Origin of the sequence: Marinomonas pollencensis (assembly GCF_003387375.1) — a bacterium.
Classification (GTDB): Bacteria; Pseudomonadota; Gammaproteobacteria; order Pseudomonadales; family Marinomonadaceae; genus Marinomonas; species Marinomonas pollencensis.
Genome location: NZ_QUNG01000010.1, coordinates 1 through 24,698 on the forward strand (window position 1 = coordinate 1; position 24,698 = coordinate 24,698).

Consider the following 24,698-nt stretch of genomic DNA (forward strand, 5'->3'; position numbering starts at 1 on the left):
CAGTAACGCAAACGAAACCGGTAGACCCAATAAAATAGAGCCCATTAACACGACCAAGAAAATCGTTAATGTCATTCTTCGTCCTCCATATCCATAAGCCAGTTGGGGTTGAATATTCGAACCAAAGAAATCATCACAATTAACAAACCGGACACCACTCCTGCCAGCGCAAATAAGGCCGTTGGCAAACCTGTCAGCGGTGATATATTGTTCCAGTTTGCTATCGTTTGATTCATCGCACCCACAAACAGCATGCCAGAGGAAACTAAGATAACGACCCAAATTAAACGATTAATAATCGGTACTGCAGTAGGGAAAAAGCGTTCTGAAAATTCCGCAATCGCAAGGTGCTCACCACGGCGTAACACCACCGCAGCCCCCAGCAAAACAATCCACACCAAACACAGTCTGGAAAGCTCAACAGATGAACGAATGCCGGAAGAAAAACCGTAACGTAAAACAACATTGGTAAATACCAATACAATCATCGCTGCGAGTACAACGGTGATAAATACGTCTATGCCTTGCCACATCCACTTTATTGTTTTTTTCATGATGACAGCCTCTAAGAACAGTTATATCAATTCAATAGTGACTCTATCTGTTGCCAAATCGAATCATGAATTTCAATACCGCCGGCACGTTCGTGCTTGTCTAGGAATTTTTCAATGCTGCTACCAGCGACTTGGACCGTACCCGTTTCTGCAGGCTCAGACGCCAACACATAATCGCGAATACGCTTCATTTCTGAAGAGAATTGAGAGGCTTCAATGGTTTTACTTAGGTCAATCGCAATCAAGAATTGAGAAACACCGAACTCGCCGCCCATATTTTCGGTTAAGGCTGGTACCGAATGGCCGCCTGTAATCGCGGTTAGCATCATGTCCAATACCAAGGACATCGAAGAACCTTTCCAAAAGCCCATTGGCAAAATGCGCTTGTTTTCCCAAAGCACGTGAGGGTCTTTAGTCAGTTCGCCGTTGTTATCATAACCGCCTACAACAGGTAGTTCTTTATCGGCTAAAACGTAGTTTTGTAGCTGACCATAAGAAAATTGAGACATGGAGCAATCAACCAGAACCGGAGGATCACCAGCGATTGCCATGATAAGAGGATTGGTGCCTAAGCGGTGATCTTTACCGCCCCAGGCTGGCATAACGGCAGTAGAATTGGTTGCGGCAATGCCTGCAAACCCTTCACGCGCCATGCGCAGTACATAAGAGCCACCGCGCATCCAGTGGTTAGAATTACGCATGCCCACCATACCAATACCATATTGGCGAGCAAGCTCCATTGCGCGATCGGAACAAATTAAGCCATTTAAAACACCTGGGCCAAAGTGACAATCCCACTGTTCTAATGCGCCCATACTATTCACGCATTCTGGTGTTTCATTGAGTTTGATTTGACCTTTATCCACTTGCGAAATAAACACCGGAAAACGATTAATGCCGTGAGAGTAAATCCCTTCGTTGGCCATTTCGACAAAACCTTCAGCAAGACGCGTTGCATTGTCTTGCTCCATGCCTCGAGAAAGCAGGATAGTTTTATAGGTATCAGTCAGCTGCGCTACAGATATGATTGGCATAGTAAACCTCATGTTTTCCGTATTACGGAATTTGTTATTGTTGTTATTCCATATAATGGCAGCCAATCTCGATAATGTGAAGCTCAATTGAGAAAAATTTAGAAAAAATTCCCCTTAAATCTCTATAAAAAAACAGTACGCCTTTTTGGAGATCTTGGGGTTTTAATAAAAATATTAATGTGGGCAATAAGTTAGAAAGATATTTAAAAAGAAAAACATTTAAAAATACGCGAACACTTTTTCAGGCTAAAAACGTTTGACGAAATAGACAGGAAAATACTAATAACTAGGCTTTATAAAAACGCTCACCGTCATTTACTTTAGGTATAAAAAAACCAGCCGAGGCTGGTTTTCATTCTAAATAGTCAGCTAAAAAAGGCTCACTACGTACAGCAAAGCGTTATCGATATCCTGAGGAAAGTGAACCTGTTCGTGGCTTCCTCCTCAACTGACAAGTTTAGGAAACCGTTTTAATGCTATTGCCATGCACCTGAATTTGTAGCTCAAGTGTCAAACGCCGAATTTCTTCTAACTGCCCTAGCAAGGAATGCAATTGCGACTGCACAAAGTAATGACGTTCATCTTCATCGATTGGGTTCTGCTCAAGCGTCTTCCTCAAACGTTCAATTTCGGCGCTGCTATCATTCACCAGCTCACGTTGCTCAAGACACTCAGCCACTTCATGCAAACTTTCCACGATATAATCTCCCGCATCCGCTAATAACTGATTGCTGGACTGATCGATTAACGTGCCGCGGTGAGCACTGAATGCAGCGATGTAATTAAATAAAGTATGGCTACGTATTACCAGGCGCTGCCAAAGCTCGGTATCACGGCGAAAATGCCCTGGCTCTTGCTGCATATTCACTAATGTCGATGTTAATAACGCATCGGCATTATAAGCTCGGCGGCGGCTATGACGATAAACCTGCTCACTCACATCATCCTCTTGATAAAAGCGCATCAGCTCTCGTAAATAATCCGCACTACGACGCAAACCTTCAGCAAAGGTTATTGGCAATTGTCGGTAGAACCAATCTGGCAAGATGAAAAACACCGCTAACCAAGAGATCACACTACCAATGAGGGTATCCACAAGACGCGGCCAAATAACATTGTAGCCGTCTGAGACTTGGTTAAAGCAACACACCACCATCAGTGTGATGGCCGCCGTCGCCAACATATAGCGATTGGTACGAGTTAAGAAAAACACTACCCCAGCAACGACAGCAATCAATAATTGAATGATTTCGACTGGAAATAAGGTAATCAAAGACCAAGCGGCAACCAAGCCAACTATGGTGCCGGCAATACGTTCATAGAGACGTTTCCGCGTTGAGCCGAAGGTTGGCAAACAAACGAATAGCGTGGTCAACATCACCCAATAACCCACCATCAAATCCATCGTTTGTATAATGGCGTAACCACAGGTTAGTGCGATAGACATACGCACCGCATGACGAAAAACCTGAGACTTGGGCGTTAATTGATCCGCAATTTGGCTCAATATAGAGCGCAAAGTCACGCGTGGCTGGGGAATTTGCTTTGAGGCATCGGATAAGGAAACATCTTCTAACTGACGCGCTTTATCCAACTCTTGTTGCAATGCAATCACGTTGTCGGTTAACTGGCGTAAGGGCCGAAACAAACGCCATTGCGTTGGCTCGGCTTCACGCTCTAAATACGCCATTGAGCGTTGCACACCTGCCACGGCTTCTTCGCTGTCACGTAAATCAATCGCCTGCCCGCCCCGTATTGCTTCGCCTATTTTGCGGCAGCTGGTTCCTGCTTCTGATAACTGGCGTTGTAAACGAAATAAGATATCGCTGTGAAAGAAAGTTTCCGCCAAATCAGAATAATTATAGTGAGAAGAGCTCGCGCGCTCGTGGATGCCTTGGGCAATAAAATAAAAACGAATGTAGCGCCCTAACCTAGGGTTTTTAGGGTCACTATCAATTCGGCTAACTAATATTTCTCGCACCCGATTTAACGCAACAACCACTTGCCCATGTTGTCGTGCTAACTCTAAGCGTAATGAATCTACTGCGCCACGCGACGGCAAAGGAAAAAACTTAGACTTCAATTTTAGATACAAGCCCACTTCGATATACAGTGAAGTCAATGCCTGACGCAGCGTCACATGGGCAAACAAAGCCGCCCAGATCACCGACAAAATGCCGTACCACAACGCCCCTAATGTTAATAACACAGGCTCATACCAAACAGGCAATTCGTCCGCCGCTTGATTTAACCCTATCATGGTATAAACCGCTAGAATCAAGGTTGCTTGTGAGATTAAGCCATAGCGACGACCTAACGCACCGCCCATTGATAAAGAAAAAGCCACCACCGCAATAGAGGCGCCAAACAGCCAGGGATAGGGCATGAGTAAGCGCACACCAAAGGCTGTAATAATGAACAATATCAAGGTGATAGAAAGCGTTCTTACACGCCCTTGCCAACCATCTTCAGTTTCCGCTAAGGCACTGGCAATCACCCCCAAAAAGAGTGGAATGACCATGTCGATATGGCCCACAAACCAACTCAATGCCATCGCACCACATAAAGCGATGAACACTCGGATACCATAGGACAGCTGACTGTTACTGGTCACGCTTAATTTGCGCAGAGCTTGCAGAGAATGTTTAAAGGGCAACATAGTTGAATTGCGTCTCCTAGCCGACGACAGCAATAAAAAAGCATGGGGTAAGAAGCAAGTGTAAACGGGGCTTATTACAACTACAAGGCAACAAAGAGCATCTGCAAATTACTTCCTAATAACATGATTCAAAAGTACTTTTTTAACAATTTCTCATAGTTTTTTAGTAACACAAGCGTTTTTCCAAGCGACGCTTCTAGGGCTTATATAGTGCAACGTTACTCGGCTTATTTTTCCCTTTTCGGATCTCCCAAAATCTCTCGGGTTTGGTTTCTAAAATGATGAAGAAAAGCCGACAAGCGCTTAGGTAAACTACCATAGGGGTAGAGTAAATACATTGGCAGCATGGGTAGCTTCCATTGTGGAAAAACCCGCACAAGGTCACCAGCATGATGTTTTTCACGCATCGCCACCATGTAATCTGGTAACACGCCTACTCCATAGCCGCGCGCAATTTCTTCTAGTTGCATGGCTATTTGATCACTCCAGATACGAGAACGAGGGATGTTAATGCATTTTGATCCATCCTCAGAATGCATTAACTCTAAATCGCCTTCTGGCAAATAAAAATGATGCATATTGACCCAAGGCACACTATTTAGATCCTCTATTTCATTTAGATTGGCGTTTTTCTCCATAAACTTTTTCGATGCATATAAACCACACGTCAAATAGCCAATCATTTCTTCTTTAAACTTTGAGGGTTGAGGTGTTCCCAGCCAAATGCAGGCATCGGTTTCAGCACTAACATCTTCGAACTTATTGAAAGTATTAAGAGAAATTCGCACATCTGGGTATTGCTGAGTAAAACGCACAATTTCCTTTGGAAACCAGGACCGAATCAAGCCGGAATAGACCGCAATATTTAGCTCTCCGATAACAGACTCTTGCATTGTATCTACTGTTTTTTGCGCCCGCCTAGCGGCATCCAAGATCTCCCAGGCAAAAGGAAGAAAGGCTTTACCGGCGTCATTTGCGGTCATTTTACTGGCTTGTCGGAGCAGTAAAGGTTGCCCGACTGTCTCCTCCAAATGGGTGATACGCCGACTCAATGTGGATTTAGACACCCCTAATAATTTCGCACTTTGCGTCAGACTATTGGTTTTAAGCAAAGTCACAAAACTATGTAAATCATTCATATCGTACACAAGCTACTTCCTTACACATTTTGGATTGCACAAAACCGAACAAATTGTTCCGGGCGCTCGATTATAACTTATGTGAGAATGCAAACAATAATCACTATCAAAAAAAGATGCCCTGTGACAACCCCATTTGCTTCACTTAATTTGACAACCACACTCCTGATAAGTGCATTCATGAGCACTGTGTCTATCCCTGTTCAAGCTACGGACTTACAGACAGCGGAACAACTTGCTCAACAAGGGCTGGTTGCAGGAAAAAACTACCCAGGTTTAACCAATCTATGTGCCCTTGACAAACCACTAAAACAAGCGGGTGCTCATTCACATAAGAAAAACACTCGAAAAATGACGGATCAAGCCAGAGAGAAGCGTGCAAAAGCCGCCACCGTAGCGCCACAACAAGTCTTTGATAACCTCTATTTTGTCGGCAACCGCCAAGTGGCAAGCTGGGTTATTCGTACTTCAGAAGGGTTAATTATGATTGACGCAATGAATACGAACCAACAAGCGAAAAAGATCATCATTGCTGGTATGGAGAGCCTTGGCTTAGACCCAAATGAGTTACGCTACCTGATCATTACTCATGCTCACGGCGACCACTATGGTGGGCAAGAATATCTCACAGAACGCTTTTCACCTCGTCTGGTAATGAGTGAGGCAGATTGGCGAGAGCTAGAAAAACCGAAACAAGAAATCAGCAACCCAAGGTGGGGCAAAGCACCAACAAGAGACCTATCCGTTGACAACGGGGACACTATTACCCTTGGCGACACTCGAATACAGTTGGCCGTTACCCCCGGCCACACACTTGGCACCCTCTCATTGATTTTTCCTGTCCAAGACCAAGGTAAGCCACACATGGCGGCATTGTGGGGCGGAACAGGTTTGAATTTCGGCCCTAATGCTGAGCGCTTAGCCATGTACTCCTCTTCAGCCGAACAGTTCAGACTGCTTGCCCAAGAAAATCAGGTTGATGTGTTTTTATCCAACCACCCAACTCGTGACAATAGTCTCGCGAGAATGAAGCAGCTAAATAACAGAAACCACCAGCAAACACACCCTTTTGTCGATCCAGATGCATTGCAAGCATTTGCCTTATTAAGAGACTGCAGCCAAGCACAATTAAAAAAGCTGCAAGCGTCTCAATAACCTCAACCATTATTATAAAAACTGTCTAAAGGTTCACTACATGTCATCTAAGCATACTTTTATTTCGTCTATCACAGGCGCTCAGCTTTATCTCATTGCTTCAAATGCATTGGCAGAAGACTCGATCAAGCTGAATGAGATGGTAGTTTCAGCCGCAGGTTATCAGCAAACCGTGGCCGAAGCCCCAGCGAGCATTACCGTGATCGATAGAGAAACTATTCAACAAGGCGCGTATCGTGACATCACTGAAGTACTCAGTCATGTTCCTGGTGTTTTTGCGACGGGGGGAGCGTCTGGGAAAGACATTTCGATTCGCGGCATGCCAACAAAGTATACGCTTCTTCTCGTCGATGGCAGGCCACAGTCTTCTCGTGAGTCCCAGCCTAGCGGCGCTGGTGGTATGGACCAAGAATGGCTTCCGCCCTTATCTTCCATTGAGCGAATCGAAGTAATCCGTGGCCCTATGTCGACATTATATGGCGCCAATGCCATGGGCGGTGTTATCAATATCATTACCCGTCAAGCAAGTGATACATTGCATGGTAACCTAGGCTATGACGTCACCTCATCGGATAGCAATGATTTCGGCACAAGCCAACAAGGTAGTTTATTTTTAAGCGGCCCATTGATCGATGACAAATTAAGTTTTCGCCTTGGCGCACGCTACCTACTCAACGACGAAGATAACGTATTACGAGGTGCGCCTGAAAAAGAGATTCATAACTACAATGGGCAACTACGCTTCACACCTAATAAAGCACACACTTTCGACATAGAGCTGATCAAAAGTCGTCAAAATAGGATCACGACAGCAGGAAAGTCATTATCCGAAAGCGCAAGTGATGGCGAGACAAATAACGAAAAAGAAACCCTTTCTATCGCACACACAGGCCACTGGGGAGCACTCACCGACAACAGCTATCTACAACATGAAAGTACCTACAATGAAGGCCGAGAAATTCGTATTACCAATACAGTGCTCGACTCACGATGGGTTATTCCTTTTGCAGACCATACCCTTACCCTAGGAACAAACTTCTCAGAAGCGAAGCTTAAAGATGACAGCAATGTCATGGAAGACAGCATCATCAGTAATGATCAATACTCGCTATACGCTGAAGATGAATGGCTAATTGGAGACAGCTTTGCCTTAACTGGAGGCCTACGTACCGACAAAAATGAAAACTTTGGCTCACAACTCAGCCCCCGCTTATATGCTAATTGGTTTCTAAACCAGTACTGGACAATCAAAGCCGGTGCAGCCACTGGCTACCAAACACCAGAACTTCGTCAAATGACAGAAAACTGGGTGCAATACAGTCGCGGCGGTAACCTCTACGGCAACTCAGAATTGCAGCCAGAAACCTCATTAAGTCAGGAAGTTGGGCTTATCTATAGCCGAGCAACAACCTTAGCGAGCATCACGATTTTTGATAACCAGTTTGATGACAAAATTGTCCGCACCAGTTGCCCTACGTCTATTTGTTCCATCAGCAGTGACCGTTACTATGTCAATATCGATGAAGCAAAAACCCAAGGGGTAGAAATTAGTACGGAATGGAAGTGGCACCCTTCCCTGAGCATGAGTGTGCGTTATACCTACACAAAATCAGAACAACTTTCCGGTGATAATAAAGGTCAACCGCTGACACAAATGCCAAAGCACCTGTTCGCGAGTAGTGTGAAATGGGCATTATCGCCCCAGGCCAAAATCTGGCTAGATTATGAATACAGAGGGGAAGAGTCCATGGAAACAGGACTTTCATCTAACACAGAAATACAAGCGCCTTCTTATGACCTGCTGCACATCGGCACTCAATATCAACTAAGCGATGCCTTTACGCTTCAGGCCGGTATCAACAACCTGCTAGATCAAGAGTTTTCATACGATGAATTCGGTTTTGTAGACTCCAGTCGAGCCTACTGGGCTTCTTTAGAGTATCAATTCTAACTTCATCTTTCGCAATGGCTGCGCATGCAAATCATTTCTTTTAATGCGCTGCCATTGCCTTCCCTTAAGCCCCACCCTATTGGATTAGCTGAGGCTTTAATTCTAGCTATCAGACTAGATCCCCTTAGACATTTAAAAGGCGAGCCACAGCAACTGCTTTTGCTTTCTGAAAGCGCCCTTAGCCTGAATCAAGACAACTCTTTTATATCTTACTTTCCACTCTGTGTTGAATCATAGAGAATAGCAACATAACGCTTACCTCTTCACTGAGACAATAAGCACTATAACGTTTTATCATTTGTATTAAGGATTATTCGATGTCTAAGTACCACGAAACAGCTGAAGAAGTTTCTCAAGCCACTGAAGGTTATGTGCTGCAGCAAACCATGTTGCGCATTAAAGATCCTAAAGTGTCCGTGGATTTCTATCAAAATGTCTTGGGTATGACACTGCTAGGGAAATACGACTTTCCTACGATGAAGTTCAGCCTTTACTTCCTAGGTTACGAACAAGAAATACCAGAAGGCGACGACAAAACGAAAACAGAATGGGTATTTAAACGCCCAGCCTTAATAGAACTAACCCACAACTGGGGCAGCGAAAACGACGAAAACTTCCCAGGCTACCACAATGGCAATGAAGACCCGCGAGGCTTTGGCCACATAGGCATTAGCGTACCTGACGTATATGCCGCCTGTGAACGCTTTGCTAAATACGATGTGGAGTTCGTTAAAAAGCCAGACGATGGCTCTATGAAAGGCCTTGCCTTTATCAAAGACCCAGACGGTTACTGGATCGAAGTTCTGTCCGCAGAAGGCATTACAGAGATTATTCTTTCCCAATAACAAACCGCTCAAAACCACCTTCTCGATCTAGCATAAGGTGGTTTTGAGTTTTGTCGCTAAGCTTGTTTTAGATTGCCATTGGACTGACAGTGTGCGGTCGCACCATTCGGTTTAACACTATTTCTGCGTTCTTAACTGGACGCAAACACTCATGTCACCAGCAAACCGCCGCTTAAACCACAAGACAAATAGAAACAAAGCGAACTCGCCCCTATTTGTCTTCAGCGCGTTACAATGACGCTAAGCCTTGCTTAAAGCCTTCTAGCAAATCTTCTGTGTCTTCAATACCAATAGAGCAGCGTATCATTTGCTCGCTAATGCCCGCTTTGGCTCTGTTTTCTGGGCCCATTTCATAAAAAATGGTACTCGCCATTGGTAACGCCAAAGTACGGTTATCACCCAAATGGGTGGCATTCACTATGATCTCAATAGCGTCTAATAACTCGGCGCAATCGTAACCTTCTTTTAAGTCGAAACTCAGAATAGAACCGTAATGCTTAAATAATTTAGACGCTTTATCATGTTGTGGATGCGCAGCTAGCCCTGGGTAATACACAGCTTCCACCTTGTCATGGTTATCGAGCATTTGGGCAAGGGCAAGGGCATTTGCACAAGAGCGATCCATACGCAAAGCCATCGTTTCTGCGCCAACCGCAATTTGGTAGGCGGCGTCAGAGCTGAGTGATCCACCCATGTCGCGCAACGACTTTTTCTTAATCTGCTTCATCGCCCATTTGCTTGGGTCGCCTTTTCGATAGGCTTCGAAAATATTAGGGTAATTCGTCCAATCGTATTGCCCTGTTTCCGTCACTGCGCCGCCTAGTACTGTGCCATGGCCGCTAAAATATTTAGACAAGCTATTGATTACCAAGCTGGCTTTAACGCGAACCGGTTGAAATAGATAAGGTGAGGTCATGGTATTGTCGACAAAATACACCAATTTCTGTTCCTCACACCAATCACCAATGGCCTCTAAATCGACAATTTGTGTGCCTGGGTTGGCAATGGTTTCTACGAAAACCATCAGGGTGTTATCTTGCTTAGCCGCCTTAACTTGCTGAATATCGGTCGCATCAACTAATGTAATTTCGACGCCAAAATTCTCAAGTGTGGTAATAAGACTATAAGAGTTACCAAACAAATAGCGGCTAGCAATCAGGTGATCACCTTGCTTTAGCATGCTCAAGAAAGTAGCGCTAATCGCCCCCATGCCCGTCGCAAAAACCAAGCTGTCCAGACCAGACTCCGCTTGGGTAATCATGGATTGTAAGCTGTCCGTGGTTGGCGTCGATTGTCTTGCATAGCTTTGACCCGTTGCTTTACCTTGAAAGACATCCATCAAATCTTGCGTTTTTTTATAACCGTAAGGAACAGAGTTGTAGATCGGAGTATGGATTGGATTGTCGTTATAATCCTGTTGACGGTCATGATGGACAATATTACTGGTAAAACCTTTTAACTTTATCATTGATGTATCACCACATTAAATCTTGGACGTAGGATGAGTGTTTCTAGAATGGCTGCAATCATAATACGCATCCAAACACTATGCTAGGAAGAGCAGCGCAGCAGGTGTTGTGAGCCGATAAGCCACAAAGCGTAATCAGAGCACCTCATAGACGATTAAATACGTCTTATGTGGGCCGCTTATGAAGATATCTTATAAAGTAACCGCCCCCAACGCTGAACCAGAACATAAATTCCGTGTTAGGTTAATTGCGCTATAAATTTTGCTGCCAAGGTGGCTAGCCCCTCTGGGGTAATCACCTCAACATTGTCTTGATCAACAACGCGCCCCGCTTTGACCAGCACAGTTCTCGGGTAGCCCGGACCGCCAAATTGCAGCGTTAACTTTTCGTCTTCTGGACTAATGAAACAGCCTTTCTCTAACTGCACCCTCACTTGCAGAACCGCCACTTCATGAGAGGCCATTTCTTTTACAAAGGCCGCTAAGTGTGGTTTTTGCCTTTCTGTACAATCAGGGCACCAGGCGGTAACGACATTGACAACAAAAGTCTCCCCTAACGCCATACGCTGATAAACATCCGCAGGATCAACTGTATTGACCTGATAGCTTGCGCTTTCCATTAGACCCACTTCCATTTCGCTTTCCTTTAAGCTATTTCATAATGACGACTTATACGATGGCGCCCGTTTTGAAATCGTGAACCCTAGGCACTCAAGGGTTGTTTCTCGCTGCGGCTCGACTCAGCGAGTAGCTCATCCCTAATGAGGGACAACAAAAAAGTCTCACGCTCAATCGACAAGCCTTTTTTAGTGCTGTTTTCCATCACCTCTAGATTATGCCTAATGGCATCGTGAACATTGATCCACATAGGCTTCATGCCATTTTTGACTTCATAGTCTTCAAAGCGTGTTTCACCCAAGTGCTCATCAATATCACAGGTGTAGCAATAGGACTTCATATGCATGATCTCAAAGCCATCTCGGTGCCAAGGGCGATATTCTTCATACAAACCAAACGCCTCTACATTATGAATATTTTGCGCGCCTGTTTCTTCAGTGAGTTCACGAACTAAGCCCTGCATCTGGTTTTCACCAGGATCAATACCGCCACCAGGTAAGGTGTAGTCATCGTAACGCTGGGTATAGAGCATTAAGATTTTATCGCCTTTCAAAATAATGCCTCGTGCAGCAAGACGAGTGAATGAAGGCGAATCGAGAGACTCGATGTCAGGGTGAACAGTGGACTTTAACAAACGCATAAAAACGGCAGCTACTCAGAATAAAGGCAGCTACTCAGAATAAAGGCTGGATAATAATGGTTAGCTGGTAACCAATCAAACTTAGCCTAATGAAAAAGGCAAAACGAAGATGATAGATAAACATCAGCAATCAATGAGCACTGTGCACGAGCCCGCTCAGTCTGGCTGCGAATGTTGTGCAACACCAAACAAGCCAGTCGTACCAGACACGCCTAAAACAGGGCGTAATGATCCTTGTATTTGCAGTAATGGCCGTAAGCTTAAAAAGTGCTGTGGTAAAAATACATAAGGAATCTAAGGCTGGGTGACTCTTTAATATTCCCAATTGACGACAGCTCCTATCAGCAAAGATAAAAAATGATCTGTTTCTCTGTTTCCTTCGTTCTAGTTAAACAATTATTGCCATCTTGGAGTAAGCCCCATGTCTCAAATTTCTATCCTTTACACAGTACCAGTACTTTTGCTCGCCAGCTCAATAACCCACGCCAGCGTAGCGGTTCGCTTTGTTGAAAGTGCGCCCAAAGATCGCTTTGTGTTAACCAATACCAGCCAATGCGAGATGGAAAACATCACCGCAAATATCGATTTAGCCAACAGTACAGGCAAATTAATTTTTGACACCACAGCCACAGGAGCAGGTGTTGACGTCTTTCAACCATTTGAAGCCGGTGATGGAAATATACAACTAACGAATGGGAGTCAGGTTAACGATGGCGCAACAAAACTGTCCATCAAGATTGCCAAGTTACAAGCCAATGAGGCCACTCACTTTACTATCGATGTGGATGACACACTAAAACAAAGCGAATGGGGCAATATACGTGTCTCAGGCTCAGAAATTGAAAACGCCACGATTGAAATAACATCAAAAGATAACGCCACATTAAAAGGGACTTTTGACAACCAAGGCAAGACGACACTCGCCTTTACCCATTGTTAATTGAATTGTTTTAGATAGGACATCAACCCATGAAACATCATGCGCTCTAGTGATCTAGCTCTTGCTTATGCCGAGCGCTCTGCAAGCACCTCTTTAAAAGCAAACATGCCATTCAAAGCAGCAGGAAAACCGGCATAAACCGCCATCTGAAGAATCACTTCTTTTAACGCTTGCTCACTGCAACCCACATTGAGTGCGGCGTTCAAATGCACCTTCAGCTGAGGCGCACAATGGCCTAACGCGGTTAACGCTGCGACCGTGGCAATTTCTCGTGATTTTAAATCCAACTCAGTTCGGGCATAAATATCGCCAAACGGAAATTCAATCGTGTACCTCGCCAAATCAGGACAAATATCTTGCAGACTATCGATGACATTTTGCCCTGCTTCACCGTCAATTTCGTTCAGTAATTTTAACCCTTTATCAAAGCGTGAATCGCTCATTGGTATGCTCCTCATTGGATGAATGTAAACACACCATACAAGTTAGAGTTCACTCTAAGTCAAGCCACTTTTCCGCTTTTATATAAATCGATCTTTTCTTCTAAAACACTCAAATGCGCTTGCTGTTGCTCTATATGACGCATCAAACCTTCCCTATGTTTCTCAAGCAAATGTTGACGCTCTAATAGCGTCGAGCCGCCCGCCTCTCTCAAAGTTGCATAGCGCAAGACTTCTTCTAACGGCATACCTGTTTCTTTAAGACGCTTGATAAAACCAACCCAAACCTCCTCTTTCTTCCCATACACACGATGACCACTCGCATTCCTTTGAACCTGATTGAGCAAGCCTATTTTCTCGTAATAGCGCAATGTATGAGACGATAAACCCACCTTTTCAGAAAACACTTTCATATTCATTTGGATGCTCCAGAGTTAAGGAAGAGACATTTTATATCAAGCTGACATTCAGCATAGAAAAGCGCTGAAAGCACTGTGATTAATGTTTTTTAAAGATGCCTGTCTTGGCTTGCGAGCCAATTAGGTTAAATAACAAACAAGCGATGAGCAACAGCTTGAAAAAGACATAAAGTAAGGACAAAAAGCCTTATTATTACTGATTTTCAAGGCATAGCTATTCTATATAAACCCATGATTTTAAAATGAAATATTCGCTTACTTAAGTAAAAAAGAAGGCGTGATATATCATGAAAAACCTATGAACAATTCGGATAATTTAACCCCATCAGTACCAACAAACGAAAAACAAACAACACTAGATAAAGCGTCAGAATATGGCTACGAAAAAGTTCGTAGCTCCTTTACCAAGTCTTTCGCATTAGCCATTTATGCTGGAATGTTCATTTCCATCGCATTCGTCTTTTACCTCTCAGTAACAACCGGCACCGACAGCGCCCCTTGGGGAATGATGCGCCTTGTTGGTGGCATTGCATTTAGCCTTGGCTTAATCCTGGTTATCGTTTGTGGCGGTGAACTCTTCACAAGTACTGTGTTAAGTACTGTTGGCTGGGCACAAGGTCGCTTTAATACGGCTCAATTACTAAGATGCTGGGGCGGGTTTATTTAGGTAATTTAGTCGGCGCTATGGCTATGCTTGGTCTCGTAATGGCCGCAAAACTGTACCAACTTGATGGCGGTGAATGGGGCATGCACGCCATGATAGTTGCTAAAGGTAAGCTTGGGTATGATTGGTCACAAGCATTTGCCCTAGGTATTTTATGTAACTTCCTAGTTTGCTTAGCAACATGGATGACCTTCACAAGCAAAGACAGTATTGGTAAATCGCTTCTTGTCATTTTACCTGTTGCCATGTTTGTCAGCAGTGGCTTTGAGCACAGCATCGCTAATATGTTTATGGTGCCTCTTGGCTTAGCGATTAAAGCGGTTAGTGACCCAGCGTTTTACATCGCCCATGGCCACCTAGCATCAGACTTCAGCCAGCTTACTTTTTACAACTTTATTGTTCATAACCTGATACCGGTTACACTGGGTAATATTTTTGGTGGTGGGATTCTAGTTGGCCTTGGCTATTGGAGTATTGATCGCAAAAAGCCCCATGAAAAAGCGTTAGATCAAACGCTAAACACACAACGCAGATAGTCCAATAAAGTAACTTCCAAGAGCGGATCATCCGATGTTGGAAGTTACTCAATTTAACGATTTTTTAATGCCCTCCCCATAGCACTACAAGCTAACGAAAAAGCATGCTTCAGCGCCTATCCTACTCTCAAATAGAAAGCGTAGCCTTGTTATGGCTGGTCGCACTTTAGTACTCGCTTTAGTAAGCATTTGAAATTACAGACTCTACCAACGCTCTGGCGAGTAATAAAACACTGGCAGAGACCAGCTCCAACGAATGGCAGCCAGTCGCATCGCCAAACCACTGCCGAATGACGCTAGCAAGGTAATCTCTTCATTCACCCCATAATGCTGCAACACTAAATAAAGCACAGCGACCATTAAAGACACGCTGGCATACAGCTCATGTTGCAGTACTTGCGGGGTTTGATCACAAAGAATATCCCGTAAAATACCGCCGAATACACCAGTGATAATGCCCGCCATAATGACCACAGGCAGGCTATAGTCCAATTGCTGAGCAACATTACAGCCAATGATAGTAAAGGCGATCAAGCCCATAGCATCCAGCAGAAGAAACAACTTATGCAAGCGATGCATAAAGCGCGCAAGCACCATGGTCGAAAGACCTGCGCCAATCGTCAGATAGATATAAGAAGGATGTTGAGTCCAATTAACGGGGAAATTTCCGAGCAGAATATCACGTACCGTGCCGCCGCCTAACGCAGTAATAAAGGCGATCAAAGCCACACCAAACATATCCATATTGCGGCGACCCGCCACTAAAGCACCAGACATCGCTTCAGCGGTAATGGCAATAAGATAAACAATCGTAAGCACACAGAACTCCTGTGTAAATCTGTGCCTCTCCCCCTGTCCTTTGTTCCTGAGAGTTTAACCAGACGGACCTGACCGCTGGCTTGCTCCTTCGGCGGGCTACTAACGAAATGTAACCTCTCTCCAGATGGCAATATTCTAAATCCGCAGTACGTTGGCCTGAGCGTTTATGGGAGTTTGCGCCTTCGGCGGCCAGCTTCTAAAGCCGACTCTCTCCTGCGGGGCGCGCATTGTAGACAATTGCTATGGGAAATGAAATAGATAAAAAAGCTCTGATTGCTCACGTAATCGGAAAAACACCTCTAACAGAAGCTATCGTATCAAGCGGCTTCCTCCTGCTATCACTGACAGCCTAATTGATACGATACATTGCGAGTATATATTAACTTGTGAAATATCTATGGACCAGTAGATTTGACAAGAGAATAGATTAATTCACCTATTCCCACACTAGACGGAGAAGTACCAGTGAAGTTATTTAATTGCATGAAATTCAACATGTTGCTCCGTAGCTTGCTCCATTCACACAACAACCTCCGATCGCATAGAGAGTCGCATGACAATGCTAAAAAGTGATAAACCATATGCATTACTAGCTGCTATTGGACTTTTCAGGAAATCAAGTTGTGCTACTCGACTTAATCGTATGCTCCATCATTTATGATCTTATCTAATCACGTATTACGGTCTCAGTTGCAATGACTGTATCGTCTTTGGAAGCCAATAGTTGTGCTCGATATTTTAGTAAACCCATAAACCTCTGTGAGCTTTCAGATTGCTCAAATTTTCGAGGAAATAATAAGCCGAATGACATCCATCTTTCAGGAACAATCGGACGTAAAGTCACGTTTTGAGTGTTAATTGCAGAGGTTGTAAGAGAGTCTGTAATCGTAACACCCACTCCTTCCGTGACTAATTGGCAAGCCAACATTAAAGCACTTACTTCACAAGCATAAGAAGGCATTAAACCAGCTGATTTGAAAAGGTCGTCTACTTGATTACGCATTAGAAGACCAGGAGATAAAGCTATGATGCGTTCATTAATAAGATCTTCTGCTGATACTTCACTCTTCTGCGCTAATGGGTGGTCTTTCGGCATCAGCACTTGAGCTCTAGCTCGTAATAATACTTCCGTTTTTGTATCTGAGTCATCTATAGGAAGAGCTCCTATACCAAAATCATATTCTCTACCTGAAAGCCATCTATATGCCTCTCTTCTAGTCTGGATATCAACATGTATTCTAGTATCGCTATCTGTTTTCATAAATTGCTTCATAACAGGAGTCACGAGTGCATACGCAATTCTAGGCATAACAATTATGTTTAAGCTTTCTTTTCTTCCTGATCGTATATCTGCCGCTATGCGTGGGATTTGATCTAAGTTGTCTAAAATACGTCCCGCTTCCTTATAGAACACCAAAGCTTCTGGTGTGGGCTTTAACCTGCGACCTGTCCTATAAAAAAGCTGCATTTTCAGCTCACCTTCAAGCGAACTAATAAGTCGGCTAACCGCAGGTTGACTAAGATTCAACAATAAAGCGGCTCCAGATAAAGAGCCTTCGGAAAGAGTTAAAAGAAATGCTCTTAATGCTTTTATATTCATAAAATCGTACTACAGAAAAATGCAAAGAATGGAAGTCAGAGAATAATAGTTGCATTTTTAACAAGCAAATATCAATAAATTTTGAGCTACAGATTAACTAAAGGCATATAACGCCTCTGTTAAAGGTCAGTTTTTATATCCAGCCTTCGCAAGCCTCTCAATTAACTAAAAAATACTTTTTGTAGTTAATGCTCACTACGAATGATGCAAAAAACACAAGTCAGTAAAGCATTTTTGCATTTTTTTAAAGAAAAAAAAGAGTATATGCTGAATTTATAAAAATAAATAATCCTCCATAGGAGCTATTCTCATGATAAGAAAAAGTTTTGTCTTTGCCATTTCCTCTGCACTTTCACTGACGATATTCACCAGCACCATAGCAAAAGCAAGCGATTATCCACGTCGCTCGATCAATGTTGTGGTTCCATATAAAGCTGGAGGCGGTACAGATGCGTATGCTCGTGCGTTAGCTGCAGCGGCAAAAGGTACAATTAACGCTCCTTTGGTGGTTGTTAACAAACCGGGGGCCGGGGGTTTAAACGGAGCTCAATCAACTTTAGGAGCAAGACCCGATGGCTACACTATTATGCTCACTTCTGGCGGCTCGTTTTTACTCTCTACATTGACACGCAATACTAAGATAGACGCGCTAAAGTCTTTTGAATTTGTAGGACAGATAGGACAATTAAAAACATCGTTAATTGTCTCAAATGACAGTCCATATAAAACCGCTCAGGATCTCATAAACGCAGCGAAAGATAGTCCTAGTACATTACGTTGGGCTCATTCTGGCCGCGGGGGTTTTCATTACATTGCAGGCCTTGGCTTCCTTGCTGCTAATGGCATTGAAGCCCAAGATGTGCCTTTTAAAGGTGGCGGCCCTGCACGAGCTGCCATAATGAGTAATCAAACCGATTTTGGTTTTATAGGAATTCAACAATTAAAAGGCTTCGAAGAACAGCTCCGTGGTTTAGCTGTGAATGCGAGCACACGAGATCAGAAAGTCAATTCGGTACCATCATTTAAAGAGCTCAATATCCCCTACTCTAATATATCTTCGCCTGTAATTATTTTGGCTCCAAAAAATACTCCAAAAGATGTTATTACCTATCTTGAAAGCTCTTTAAAGACGATCACTAAAAAGCCTATTTTTGTTGAAATGCTATCGAAACGAGGTACAGCACCCGCCTACCTCCCAGCAGAAGATACTCAAAATGTCCTTATGGAAATGAAATCTGACATCTTGCCAATTCTTGAAAATTTGAAAAAGTAAAGAGAGAAGCATTATGCGTAAACTCATAGAAGGAATGGTTATTTCCTTAATCGGTTTAAGTGCAGTATGGGGAGCTTACCAAATCCCTGCCGCACAGGAGGGGGAAACCTGGGCAGGCTTAGTTCCCATGATTGTTGCAGTTTGTTTATCTCTTGGTGGTGCGATCATTGTTATTGGAGGTTTCACAGAAAGCACTATCACTAAATCAAATGTTAGCTTTCGCCCCTCGACCACTATAATAGAAGTGTCTGGTTTAGCTGTGTTAGCTTTTAGTTATCACTACGCCATATCCGCATTTGGGTATCTTTTACCAACCGCACTTGTCGCCCCTATTGCCTTATATACTTTTGGTGTTCGCAGCCCTATCGGTTTAGCAGTATCAATAGTGCTATGCCCATTGGTTTTCCACACCATTTTTTTTGAATTACTCGGTGTTTTTCCTCCATACGGCACTGTTTTTGACCCACTAGATTTAATCAGGAGTTAAAGCATGGAAATATTCTCAGCTCTTAGTTTTGTTCTCACCAGCCCGATGTTAATCGTCGCAATACTTCTGGCTGCGGTGGTTGGAATGATTGTCGGTGCAATTCCGGGGCTTACTGCTGCTGCCGCTATCGCAATGCTATTACCAATTACCTACTATATGGACCCTCTGTTTGCATTAGCATTCTTATATGTGATTGGGAAATCTGGGCGTTATGGCGGTTCGATTGCAGCAATTCTTTTTAATACACCAGGCACAGCCGCTTCAGCAGCAACTCAACTCGATGGTTACCCTTTAGCTCAACAAGGAAAAGCTGGCAAGGCTATGAAGGTAGCAACAATATCCTCTGTTATAGGTGACTTTATGGGAGATATTTTGCTTATTGTCGGCGTTGGAGCAATTGCCTCCGTAGCTCTTCGCCTTGGGCCACCAGAAACATTCGCAATCTATTTTACTGCATTTATTGTCATTGGTTCTGTAATTGGTAAATCTATTGCTAAAGGTTTGATTAGTGCTCTGCTTGGTGGCTTGATCGCAATGATAGGTTTAGACCCCATATCTGGTGAAGAACGCTTTACATTTGGTGTTTTTGATTTGACAAATGGTATTGGTCTTGTGCCTCTTATGATCGGAGTTTTCGTGCTGGGGGAAGTGTTTGATCAAATGGAGAAACGCAATAAACGTATGGCTGCTTTAAATACTAAAGCATATGATAAAAATAACGATGGGTTGACATGGGAAGAGTATAAACCATGTTTACCTCATGCAATTCGAGGCGGCTTTATTGGTTCTTGCATAGGTATTTTACCTGGTTTAGGTTCAGCTATTGCGGCTTTTGTTTCCTATGGCGAAGGTAAAAGACGGGCAAAGAAACCAGAACAATGGGGTAAAGGAGCATTAGAAGGAATTGCGGCACCAGAATCTGCTAACAACGCCGTTTCTGGCCCTTCAATGGCACCTTTGATGACACTAGGTATTCCCGGCTCAACAATCGGAGCTATTTTATTGGGAGTATTTTTAATCCATGGAATTCAAGTCGGGCCAACATTATTCCTGACATCCAAAGAACTAATTTATCAATTATTTGCCTGTGGCTTAATTGGAATAGCAGCTTACGGATTAATTGGTTATTTTGGCGCATCACAGGTAGCCAAACTGATTGTACGCATTCCACAAAATGTACTTTATCCGATGATATTTCTTACCAGCTTCATCGCCTCATATTCTGCACGTGGTTCTATGTTTGATGTTTTAGTGATGATATGTGCCGGTGTCGTGGGTTGGTTTATGAGAAAGTATGAGTTTAATACGGCAGCGTTTATTATTTCATTTGTTTTGGCTAAAGGAACTGAAGAGTCACTTCGTCAATCTTTACTCATGTCCGACGGTGGATTAATGGTATTTATTGAGCGACCTATTGCACTTATTTTTATACTTTTAGGTATCAGTGTAATGCTACTCCGAATAAGAAGTATTCGCCGTGAAAGGAACCAAGCCGAAAATAAGGAATTGAACAATGCTTAATTTTTCTATTTATAAAGATCAGTTTACTTCAGCGGAAATGCAAGAAAACTGGTCAGAAAGAAGCACTATTTCAAGCTGGTTAGAGGCCGAGCAAGCACTAGCTACTTGCCAGGCAGAACTAAACATTATTCCTTCAGATGTTGCGAATAAGTTGCAAAGTCTAAAGTTTGAAGACCTCAACTTAGAAAACTTAACATCAGAAATGGCTTTGGCTGGTCGCCCAATCGTGGGTCTTGTAAAACAAATCAGAAAAATGGTTGATGCAGATCAAGAGACATTTGTTCATTATGGGTCAACAACACAAGATATTATGGATACTGGTTTAGTTCTACAAATGCACCGTGGACTTGAGTTGATTAACCAGCAACTTATTACCCTATTAGAGAAAATCAAACGATTTAATGTTTCCTATGGAAACATAAGTATGATTGGTCGTACTAATGGCCAACATGCGATAGAGATAACTTTAGGTGCAAAATTAAATGTTTGGCTATTTGAACTAAAGCGTCGTCACGCTTGCATCAATGAAGCCTCTGCTAGAGGTCTTAATGTGCAATGCGGTGGGCCAGTAGGTGATTTACGATCAGTTCCCGAAGGTAAAAGACTGCATCTAAAACAATCTCTAGCTTATACTCTTAAGCTGAATAGTGTTGAACCACACTGGCAAAATGCAAGAGATGGCCTTGATGAAATCATCACAGCGCTTGGCCTACTTTGCAGTAGTCTTTGTAAAATAGCACGTAATATTAACCTACTCTCGTCGTCGGATATTGGTGAAATGTTTGAGTCTCCTCAACCTGGAAAAGGAGGGTCCTCTTCTATGGCACATAAGAAAAATCAAAGGTGCTCTGAGTTTATGGAAGCCATCGCAAGGTTAGGAAGACAGCAGGCGGAAGCAATTCATGAAACAAATATGCACGAGCATGAGCGCTCAGGTGGTGTATGGATTAGTGAATGGTTAATCGTACCTGAAGTTTTTCAATACACCTCTGGAGCGTTAATGTGGGCTAACCAAATGTTCGACAATCTTTCTGTTGATAACAACAAAGCTTTATCTAACTTAAATAAATACAATGAAGAATTAACCATCAAAAAAATGAAAATAAAACAATAATCATAGATGTACTAGCTTAGGTCTGATCTGACAGTTACCTCATTCTGAGCCGGTGCCTGTCAGTTTAGGTCCATAGGAGTTATATGAATATGGCAGCAAGAAAATCGGCCTCACTTTACATGGGATAAAAGCCTTGTAGAGTCTATGTTAAAAGAATTTCGTCTTAACTGTCTTGGTATACCACACGCAACACTGAGTAAATTGGAGCGCTGCGGTATTTTGATCCCCGTGAATGCGCTTGTTAAGGCTTGGTGGCAATTGTATAAACATGATTTTCTGGATATTGATCTAATTCAAGGTGTAAAACAGATAAACCATTATTTATAAGCACTTGTAGGTTTTCATTAATACCAATAGAACTGTAGTAGAAAGTGTCATCGTGCCATTGATCAGTATGCTCACCTTCAGCATTGCCAAATGTATATATCAGAATGCCACCTTCTGCTAAAAGCTGACATAGCTTTGTCACAACTGGCTTTTGCATAACCAAGGGTAAGTGAAAAATGCTATCCCATGCCACAATGAGGTCGAACTTTTCTTTTGTTTCCCAGGAGCATATATCCGCATGAAAAAAGTTGTGTTCTGGGTGCTTTACGCTAGCTAATTTAATCATTTCTTTTGAAACATCAAGGCCAGTAACAGAGAAACCATTGCTTTCCAATATGCGTATAAATCTACCACCAGAACCACAACCTACATCAAGGGCTTTCCCGCCGCACCGCGCGAATTTAACAGCTCGTTGAAACTGATTTACGCCATAGGAAGACTCTACGTGTTGGTCATGCCACCACTGAGCAATTTTGTCGTATTTCGTTCCTAGTACAAATGGTTCCATTTAAGAGCCTTAGCGCCTTGATAAACCGTGCTAACACGGAACTTGTTGTGTGCAATACTGAGCGAAGCGAAACACAAAAAAGCGGGAGTGTTTGCCTCCGTTTTTATTCATTTCGATGTGCTCATAATCCACTCTAAGCCTTAGAGATTACTCTTTGACCCACAAAGCCGCATCTACTCGTACATCACGAACATTCATCCGCCAATCAAGATGAGGACCAGTAGATCGACCAGTAGAACCAACAGCCGCAATATGTTCGCCTTTCTGTACCAACTGCCCTACTTTTACATCAACACTGGATAAGTGCAAAAACGTACTGAAGACCCCAGCACCATGATCTAAAATAATAGTGCCGCCGCTGTAATATAAATCCTCTTCCGCCAATACAATTTTGCCACCTGCTGGCGCATAAACAGACTCACCTTTCGGTGCCGCGATATCGACCCCCCAATGGGGACTGCCCGCTTTGCCATTATAAAATCGCTCACTGCCGTACACACCAGTGACCTGACCTTGTACTGGCCACTGAAACACATCGGTTCGCCAATTATCATAATCACTCACCTTGGCACGCACATCTCGTACTTGTTTCGCTTCTGCCTGAATGCGTCTTTGCACCTCTGCAGGTGGCGTCACACGAGAATTAGGAACACCATTAACTCTTTGTACCTTATATTTTCGTGGCGCAATATGAAGTGTCCTGCGCTCAACCTCACCAGAAGGCGCAGTAATGGAAATACGTTTATTTCCTGAGACATCTCGGCCCAAACCAATAGAAAGATAGCCTTTTTTATCAGACCTATAATAAGTATCAAGGAACTTAACCATTGAATAAGGCGCAGCCTGAACAATAAGATAACCACCGCTTTGATATTGTTTTTCAGTAATCGTGATCAATTTCGCACTCAGCGGTAAACACACAAAGATACAACACAGCGTAAAGGCGTACTTTAGATAATTAAGCATGCTTTCCCTTTCATTTTGATGGTTTTTTTGACCTTTTCAATGACATCTGAAGCCACTAGCAGAAGACACAAGAAGTTAATTTTATATACATTATATGACTATTTAAATCCGCTGTAACAGGCCGATATGCGGTACAAATCCTACAAACCGTATATGGCATTGCCGGATTCCATCAAGTGATCTAGATAAAGCGAATGGGGCGTTAAAAACGATTAAGTTGAGAGGGATTTAGAAAGAAACAGACCAGAGTTGGTTTGATTTAACTCTGATCTGATTTAACTGATCAAGAAAGCGCTAGAAGCATTGGGTACACTGGGCTCTTTAGGTGCCTGTCCAGTCAGTTGCTAAGCTCACCTGCCGTTATGGAGCGCAGCGGAATACTTCGGACGGGAAGACCCGCTATGACTGGAGTTTAAGGGTGGGTGGCACTTTAATGCTACTGCCTGTAGCGTATCCCTTTGATTTAATTTTATTCTGACCCCAATTAACCCCGGAATGTCCCGCGAATTGGGTAATTATTATCCGGGTCTTTAAGCCATCTCAAACCGGAAAGCAGTAAGTCCAAGTTCGGTCTTGCAAACGGGACATTGGAAATATCGGCAATCTGCAAATCCCCATCTTTATTAATGATGAAAAGTCCCGGCTCTGGGAAGTTATGATCGGTTTCCTTCTCTGATCTGGGGCTGGAAATATAAAGCCCCATCTCTTGCATTTGCTGCTGTGTTAGCCCGTAAGCAATAGGAAAACTCACCCGTAATTTCTTAGAGTGTGCCTTTAATTGTTCTTTGCTATCGGCTGAAACAGCGACAAGTTCAACGCCGATTTTTGATAGGTCATCAGCATAGCCGTCCAGTTCATTTAAATAGTTCGTGCACACAGGGCAGTGCACACCGCGATAAACGACCACCATTTTCCAATTAGTATCGCCTGCTGCTTTTGCAAGATTGGTGTCTTCACCGGATAGCAGCTTTGCTTTAATATCAGGGAATGTCTCTCCCGGATGTAGCTTGTTGGTGTACAT

At 43.3% G+C, this 24,698-nt stretch carries 23 protein-coding genes, 1 pseudogene and 2 riboswitches; of the genes and pseudogenes, 10 read left to right on the forward strand and 14 right to left on the reverse strand.

Annotated features, from left to right (window positions below; translation table 11 throughout):
• Positions 1–71: 71 nt before the first annotated feature.
• The 4 genes from DFP81_RS13370 to DFP81_RS13385 all read right to left on the reverse strand — a co-directional run bounded on the left by DFP81_RS13370 (position 72) and on the right by DFP81_RS13385 (position 5,386).
• Positions 72–554 (reverse strand): TRAP transporter small permease, encoded by a 483-nt coding sequence (locus DFP81_RS13370; protein WP_115898407.1) that lies wholly within the window; start codon positions 552–554, stop codon positions 72–74.
• A 26-nt stretch (positions 555–580) separates the two neighbouring features.
• Positions 581–1,588: a 3-dehydro-L-gulonate 2-dehydrogenase gene (gene yiaK, locus DFP81_RS13375; protein WP_115898408.1), complete on the reverse strand. Its 1,008-nt coding sequence runs from the start codon at positions 1,586–1,588 to the stop codon at positions 581–583.
• 457 nt (positions 1,589–2,045) lie between these two features.
• Positions 2,046–4,247 (reverse strand): YccS family putative transporter, encoded by a 2,202-nt coding sequence (gene yccS / locus DFP81_RS13380; RefSeq protein ID WP_115898409.1) that lies wholly within the window; start codon positions 4,245–4,247, stop codon positions 2,046–2,048.
• A gap of 227 nt (positions 4,248–4,474) precedes the next feature.
• Entirely contained in the window at positions 4,475–5,386 is a 912-nt protein-coding gene (locus DFP81_RS13385; RefSeq protein ID WP_245959175.1) for a LysR family transcriptional regulator, read from the reverse strand.
• A 180-nt stretch (positions 5,387–5,566) separates the two neighbouring features.
• Here DFP81_RS13385 and DFP81_RS13390 point away from each other — a divergent pair, with 180 nt between their 5' ends.
• From DFP81_RS13390 to gloA, 3 genes are all read left to right on the forward strand, one after another.
• Positions 5,567–6,541 (forward strand): MBL fold metallo-hydrolase, encoded by a 975-nt coding sequence (locus DFP81_RS13390; RefSeq protein WP_115898411.1) that lies wholly within the window; start codon positions 5,567–5,569, stop codon positions 6,539–6,541.
• Positions 6,542–6,581: 40 nt separating this feature from the next.
• The gene (locus DFP81_RS13395) at positions 6,582–8,492 is read left to right on the forward strand and encodes a TonB-dependent receptor domain-containing protein (RefSeq protein WP_115898412.1); all 1,911 of its coding nucleotides are present in this window, start codon (positions 6,582–6,584) and stop codon (positions 8,490–8,492) included.
• 317 nt (positions 8,493–8,809) lie between these two features.
• Positions 8,810–9,337: a lactoylglutathione lyase gene (gloA, locus tag DFP81_RS13405; protein WP_115898414.1), complete on the forward strand. Its 528-nt coding sequence runs from the start codon at positions 8,810–8,812 to the stop codon at positions 9,335–9,337.
• A 229-nt stretch (positions 9,338–9,566) separates the two neighbouring features.
• Here gloA and DFP81_RS13410 read toward each other — a convergent pair whose 3' ends face one another.
• The 3 genes from DFP81_RS13410 to DFP81_RS13420 form a co-directional block, all read right to left on the reverse strand.
• Positions 9,567–10,805 carry a cystathionine gamma-synthase family protein gene (locus DFP81_RS13410; RefSeq protein ID WP_220342971.1) on the reverse strand — a complete coding sequence of 413 codons (1,239 nt, stop codon included), beginning with the start codon at positions 10,803–10,805 and terminating at the stop codon, positions 9,567–9,569.
• Positions 10,806–11,044: 239 nt separating this feature from the next.
• Complete coding sequence (locus DFP81_RS13415; protein ID WP_115898415.1) at positions 11,045–11,440, reverse strand: TlpA family protein disulfide reductase; 396 nt, start codon at positions 11,438–11,440, stop codon at positions 11,045–11,047.
• A 68-nt stretch (positions 11,441–11,508) separates the two neighbouring features.
• Positions 11,509–12,063, reverse strand: a complete 555-nt coding sequence (locus DFP81_RS13420) for an NUDIX hydrolase (protein WP_115898416.1) — start codon at positions 12,061–12,063, stop codon at positions 11,509–11,511.
• A 109-nt stretch (positions 12,064–12,172) separates the two neighbouring features.
• Between DFP81_RS13420 and DFP81_RS13425 the strand changes: the two genes are divergently transcribed.
• Both DFP81_RS13425 and DFP81_RS13430 read left to right on the forward strand, forming a co-directional pair.
• Positions 12,173–12,352, forward strand: coding sequence for an SEC-C metal-binding domain-containing protein (locus DFP81_RS13425; RefSeq protein ID WP_115898417.1), 180 nt, complete (start codon positions 12,173–12,175; stop codon positions 12,350–12,352).
• A gap of 132 nt (positions 12,353–12,484) precedes the next feature.
• Entirely contained in the window at positions 12,485–13,003 is a 519-nt protein-coding gene (locus tag DFP81_RS13430) for an aggregation factor core (RefSeq protein ID WP_115898418.1), read from the forward strand.
• Between the two features lie 65 nt (positions 13,004–13,068).
• Here DFP81_RS13430 and DFP81_RS13435 read toward each other — a convergent pair whose 3' ends face one another.
• Complete coding sequence (locus DFP81_RS13435) at positions 13,069–13,446, reverse strand: carboxymuconolactone decarboxylase family protein (protein WP_115898419.1); 378 nt, start codon at positions 13,444–13,446, stop codon at positions 13,069–13,071.
• Between the two features lie 59 nt (positions 13,447–13,505).
• The gene (locus tag DFP81_RS13440; protein WP_115898420.1) at positions 13,506–13,862 is read right to left on the reverse strand and encodes a MerR family transcriptional regulator; all 357 of its coding nucleotides are present in this window, start codon (positions 13,860–13,862) and stop codon (positions 13,506–13,508) included.
• 298 nt (positions 13,863–14,160) lie between these two features.
• Between DFP81_RS13440 and focA the strand changes: the two are divergent.
• Positions 14,161–15,062 (forward strand): annotated as a pseudogene (gene focA / locus DFP81_RS13445) (formate transporter FocA).
• A gap of 204 nt (positions 15,063–15,266) precedes the next feature.
• Here the strand turns inward: focA and DFP81_RS13450 are convergent.
• Entirely contained in the window at positions 15,267–15,881 is a 615-nt protein-coding gene (locus DFP81_RS13450) for a trimeric intracellular cation channel family protein (RefSeq protein WP_115898421.1), read from the reverse strand.
• A 23-nt stretch (positions 15,882–15,904) separates the two neighbouring features.
• Positions 15,905–16,015, reverse strand: a riboswitch (glycine riboswitch).
• A riboswitch (glycine riboswitch) is annotated at positions 16,016–16,107 on the reverse strand.
• Between the two features lie 441 nt (positions 16,108–16,548).
• A complete protein-coding gene (locus tag DFP81_RS13455; protein ID WP_115898422.1) occupies positions 16,549–17,481 on the reverse strand; it encodes a LysR family transcriptional regulator in 933 nt (310 codons plus the stop codon).
• A gap of 310 nt (positions 17,482–17,791) precedes the next feature.
• On the opposite strand from DFP81_RS13455, the gene DFP81_RS13460 reads away from it, so the two are divergent.
• Genes DFP81_RS13460 through DFP81_RS13475 form a run of 4 tightly spaced genes read left to right on the forward strand, consistent with a single transcriptional unit; the run spans position 17,792 to position 21,876 of the window.
• The gene (locus DFP81_RS13460) at positions 17,792–18,754 is read left to right on the forward strand and encodes a Bug family tripartite tricarboxylate transporter substrate binding protein (protein ID WP_115898423.1); all 963 of its coding nucleotides are present in this window, start codon (positions 17,792–17,794) and stop codon (positions 18,752–18,754) included.
• A gap of 13 nt (positions 18,755–18,767) precedes the next feature.
• Entirely contained in the window at positions 18,768–19,241 is a 474-nt protein-coding gene (locus DFP81_RS13465) for a tripartite tricarboxylate transporter TctB family protein (protein ID WP_115898424.1), read from the forward strand.
• Positions 19,242–19,244: 3 nt separating this feature from the next.
• Complete coding sequence (locus DFP81_RS13470; RefSeq protein WP_115898425.1) at positions 19,245–20,762, forward strand: tripartite tricarboxylate transporter permease; 1,518 nt, start codon at positions 19,245–19,247, stop codon at positions 20,760–20,762.
• Positions 20,755–21,876: a lyase family protein gene (locus DFP81_RS13475; protein ID WP_115898426.1), complete on the forward strand. Its 1,122-nt coding sequence runs from the start codon at positions 20,755–20,757 to the stop codon at positions 21,874–21,876. Before DFP81_RS13470 ends, DFP81_RS13475 begins: the two co-directional genes overlap by 8 nt.
• Positions 21,877–22,117: 241 nt before the next feature.
• Here DFP81_RS13475 and DFP81_RS13480 read toward each other — a convergent pair whose 3' ends face one another.
• The 3 genes from DFP81_RS13480 to DFP81_RS13490 all read right to left on the reverse strand — a co-directional run bounded on the left by DFP81_RS13480 (position 22,118) and on the right by DFP81_RS13490 (position 24,698).
• Positions 22,118–22,711: a class I SAM-dependent DNA methyltransferase gene (locus tag DFP81_RS13480; RefSeq protein ID WP_115898427.1), complete on the reverse strand. Its 594-nt coding sequence runs from the start codon at positions 22,709–22,711 to the stop codon at positions 22,118–22,120.
• Positions 22,712–22,858: 147 nt separating this feature from the next.
• Complete coding sequence (locus tag DFP81_RS13485) at positions 22,859–23,677, reverse strand: M23 family metallopeptidase (protein ID WP_220342973.1); 819 nt, start codon at positions 23,675–23,677, stop codon at positions 22,859–22,861.
• Positions 23,678–24,161: 484 nt separating this feature from the next.
• Positions 24,162–24,698 (reverse strand): peroxiredoxin family protein, encoded by a 537-nt coding sequence (locus DFP81_RS13490; protein ID WP_181903095.1) that lies wholly within the window; start codon positions 24,696–24,698, stop codon positions 24,162–24,164.

Bases quoted from the DNA above. Each gene is read 5' to 3' on its own strand.
- DFP81_RS13390 (WP_115898411.1), top strand. From the start codon at position 5,567: ATGAGCACTGTGTCTATCCCTGTTCAAGCTACGGACTTACAGACAGCG.
- gloA (WP_115898414.1), top strand. From the start codon at position 8,810: ATGTCTAAGTACCACGAAACAGCTGAAGAAGTTTCTCAAGCCACTGAA.
- DFP81_RS13425 (WP_115898417.1), top strand. From the start codon at position 12,173: ATGATAGATAAACATCAGCAATCAATGAGCACTGTGCACGAGCCCGCT.
- yiaK (WP_115898408.1), bottom strand. From the start codon at position 1,588: ATGCCAATCATATCTGTAGCGCAGCTGACTGATACCTATAAAACTATC.
- yccS (WP_115898409.1), bottom strand. From the start codon at position 4,247: ATGTTGCCCTTTAAACATTCTCTGCAAGCTCTGCGCAAATTAAGCGTG.
- DFP81_RS13415 (WP_115898415.1), bottom strand. From the start codon at position 11,440: ATGGAAGTGGGTCTAATGGAAAGCGCAAGCTATCAGGTCAATACAGTT.
- DFP81_RS13475 (WP_115898426.1), top strand. From the start codon at position 20,755: ATGCTTAATTTTTCTATTTATAAAGATCAGTTTACTTCAGCGGAAATG.
- DFP81_RS13435 (WP_115898419.1), bottom strand. From the start codon at position 13,446: ATGAGCGATTCACGCTTTGATAAAGGGTTAAAATTACTGAACGAAATT.
- DFP81_RS13470 (WP_115898425.1), top strand. From the start codon at position 19,245: ATGGAAATATTCTCAGCTCTTAGTTTTGTTCTCACCAGCCCGATGTTA.
- DFP81_RS13395 (WP_115898412.1), top strand. From the start codon at position 6,582: ATGTCATCTAAGCATACTTTTATTTCGTCTATCACAGGCGCTCAGCTT.
- DFP81_RS13370 (WP_115898407.1), bottom strand. From the start codon at position 554: ATGAAAAAAACAATAAAGTGGATGTGGCAAGGCATAGACGTATTTATC.
- DFP81_RS13485 (WP_220342973.1), bottom strand. From the start codon at position 23,677: ATGCTTAATTATCTAAAGTACGCCTTTACGCTGTGTTGTATCTTTGTG.
- DFP81_RS13490 (WP_181903095.1), bottom strand. From the start codon at position 24,698: ATGTACACCAACAAGCTACATCCGGGAGAGACATTCCCTGATATTAAA.
- DFP81_RS13465 (WP_115898424.1), top strand. From the start codon at position 18,768: ATGCGTAAACTCATAGAAGGAATGGTTATTTCCTTAATCGGTTTAAGT.
- DFP81_RS13480 (WP_115898427.1), bottom strand. From the start codon at position 22,711: ATGGAACCATTTGTACTAGGAACGAAATACGACAAAATTGCTCAGTGG.
- DFP81_RS13385 (WP_245959175.1), bottom strand. From the start codon at position 5,386: ATGAATGATTTACATAGTTTTGTGACTTTGCTTAAAACCAATAGTCTG.
- DFP81_RS13460 (WP_115898423.1), top strand. From the start codon at position 17,792: ATGATAAGAAAAAGTTTTGTCTTTGCCATTTCCTCTGCACTTTCACTG.
- DFP81_RS13420 (WP_115898416.1), bottom strand. From the start codon at position 12,063: ATGCGTTTGTTAAAGTCCACTGTTCACCCTGACATCGAGTCTCTCGAT.
- DFP81_RS13410 (WP_220342971.1), bottom strand. From the start codon at position 10,805: ATGATAAAGTTAAAAGGTTTTACCAGTAATATTGTCCATCATGACCGT.
- DFP81_RS13440 (WP_115898420.1), bottom strand. From the start codon at position 13,862: ATGAATATGAAAGTGTTTTCTGAAAAGGTGGGTTTATCGTCTCATACA.
- DFP81_RS13455 (WP_115898422.1), bottom strand. From the start codon at position 17,481: ATGAATATAAAAGCATTAAGAGCATTTCTTTTAACTCTTTCCGAAGGC.
- DFP81_RS13430 (WP_115898418.1), top strand. From the start codon at position 12,485: ATGTCTCAAATTTCTATCCTTTACACAGTACCAGTACTTTTGCTCGCC.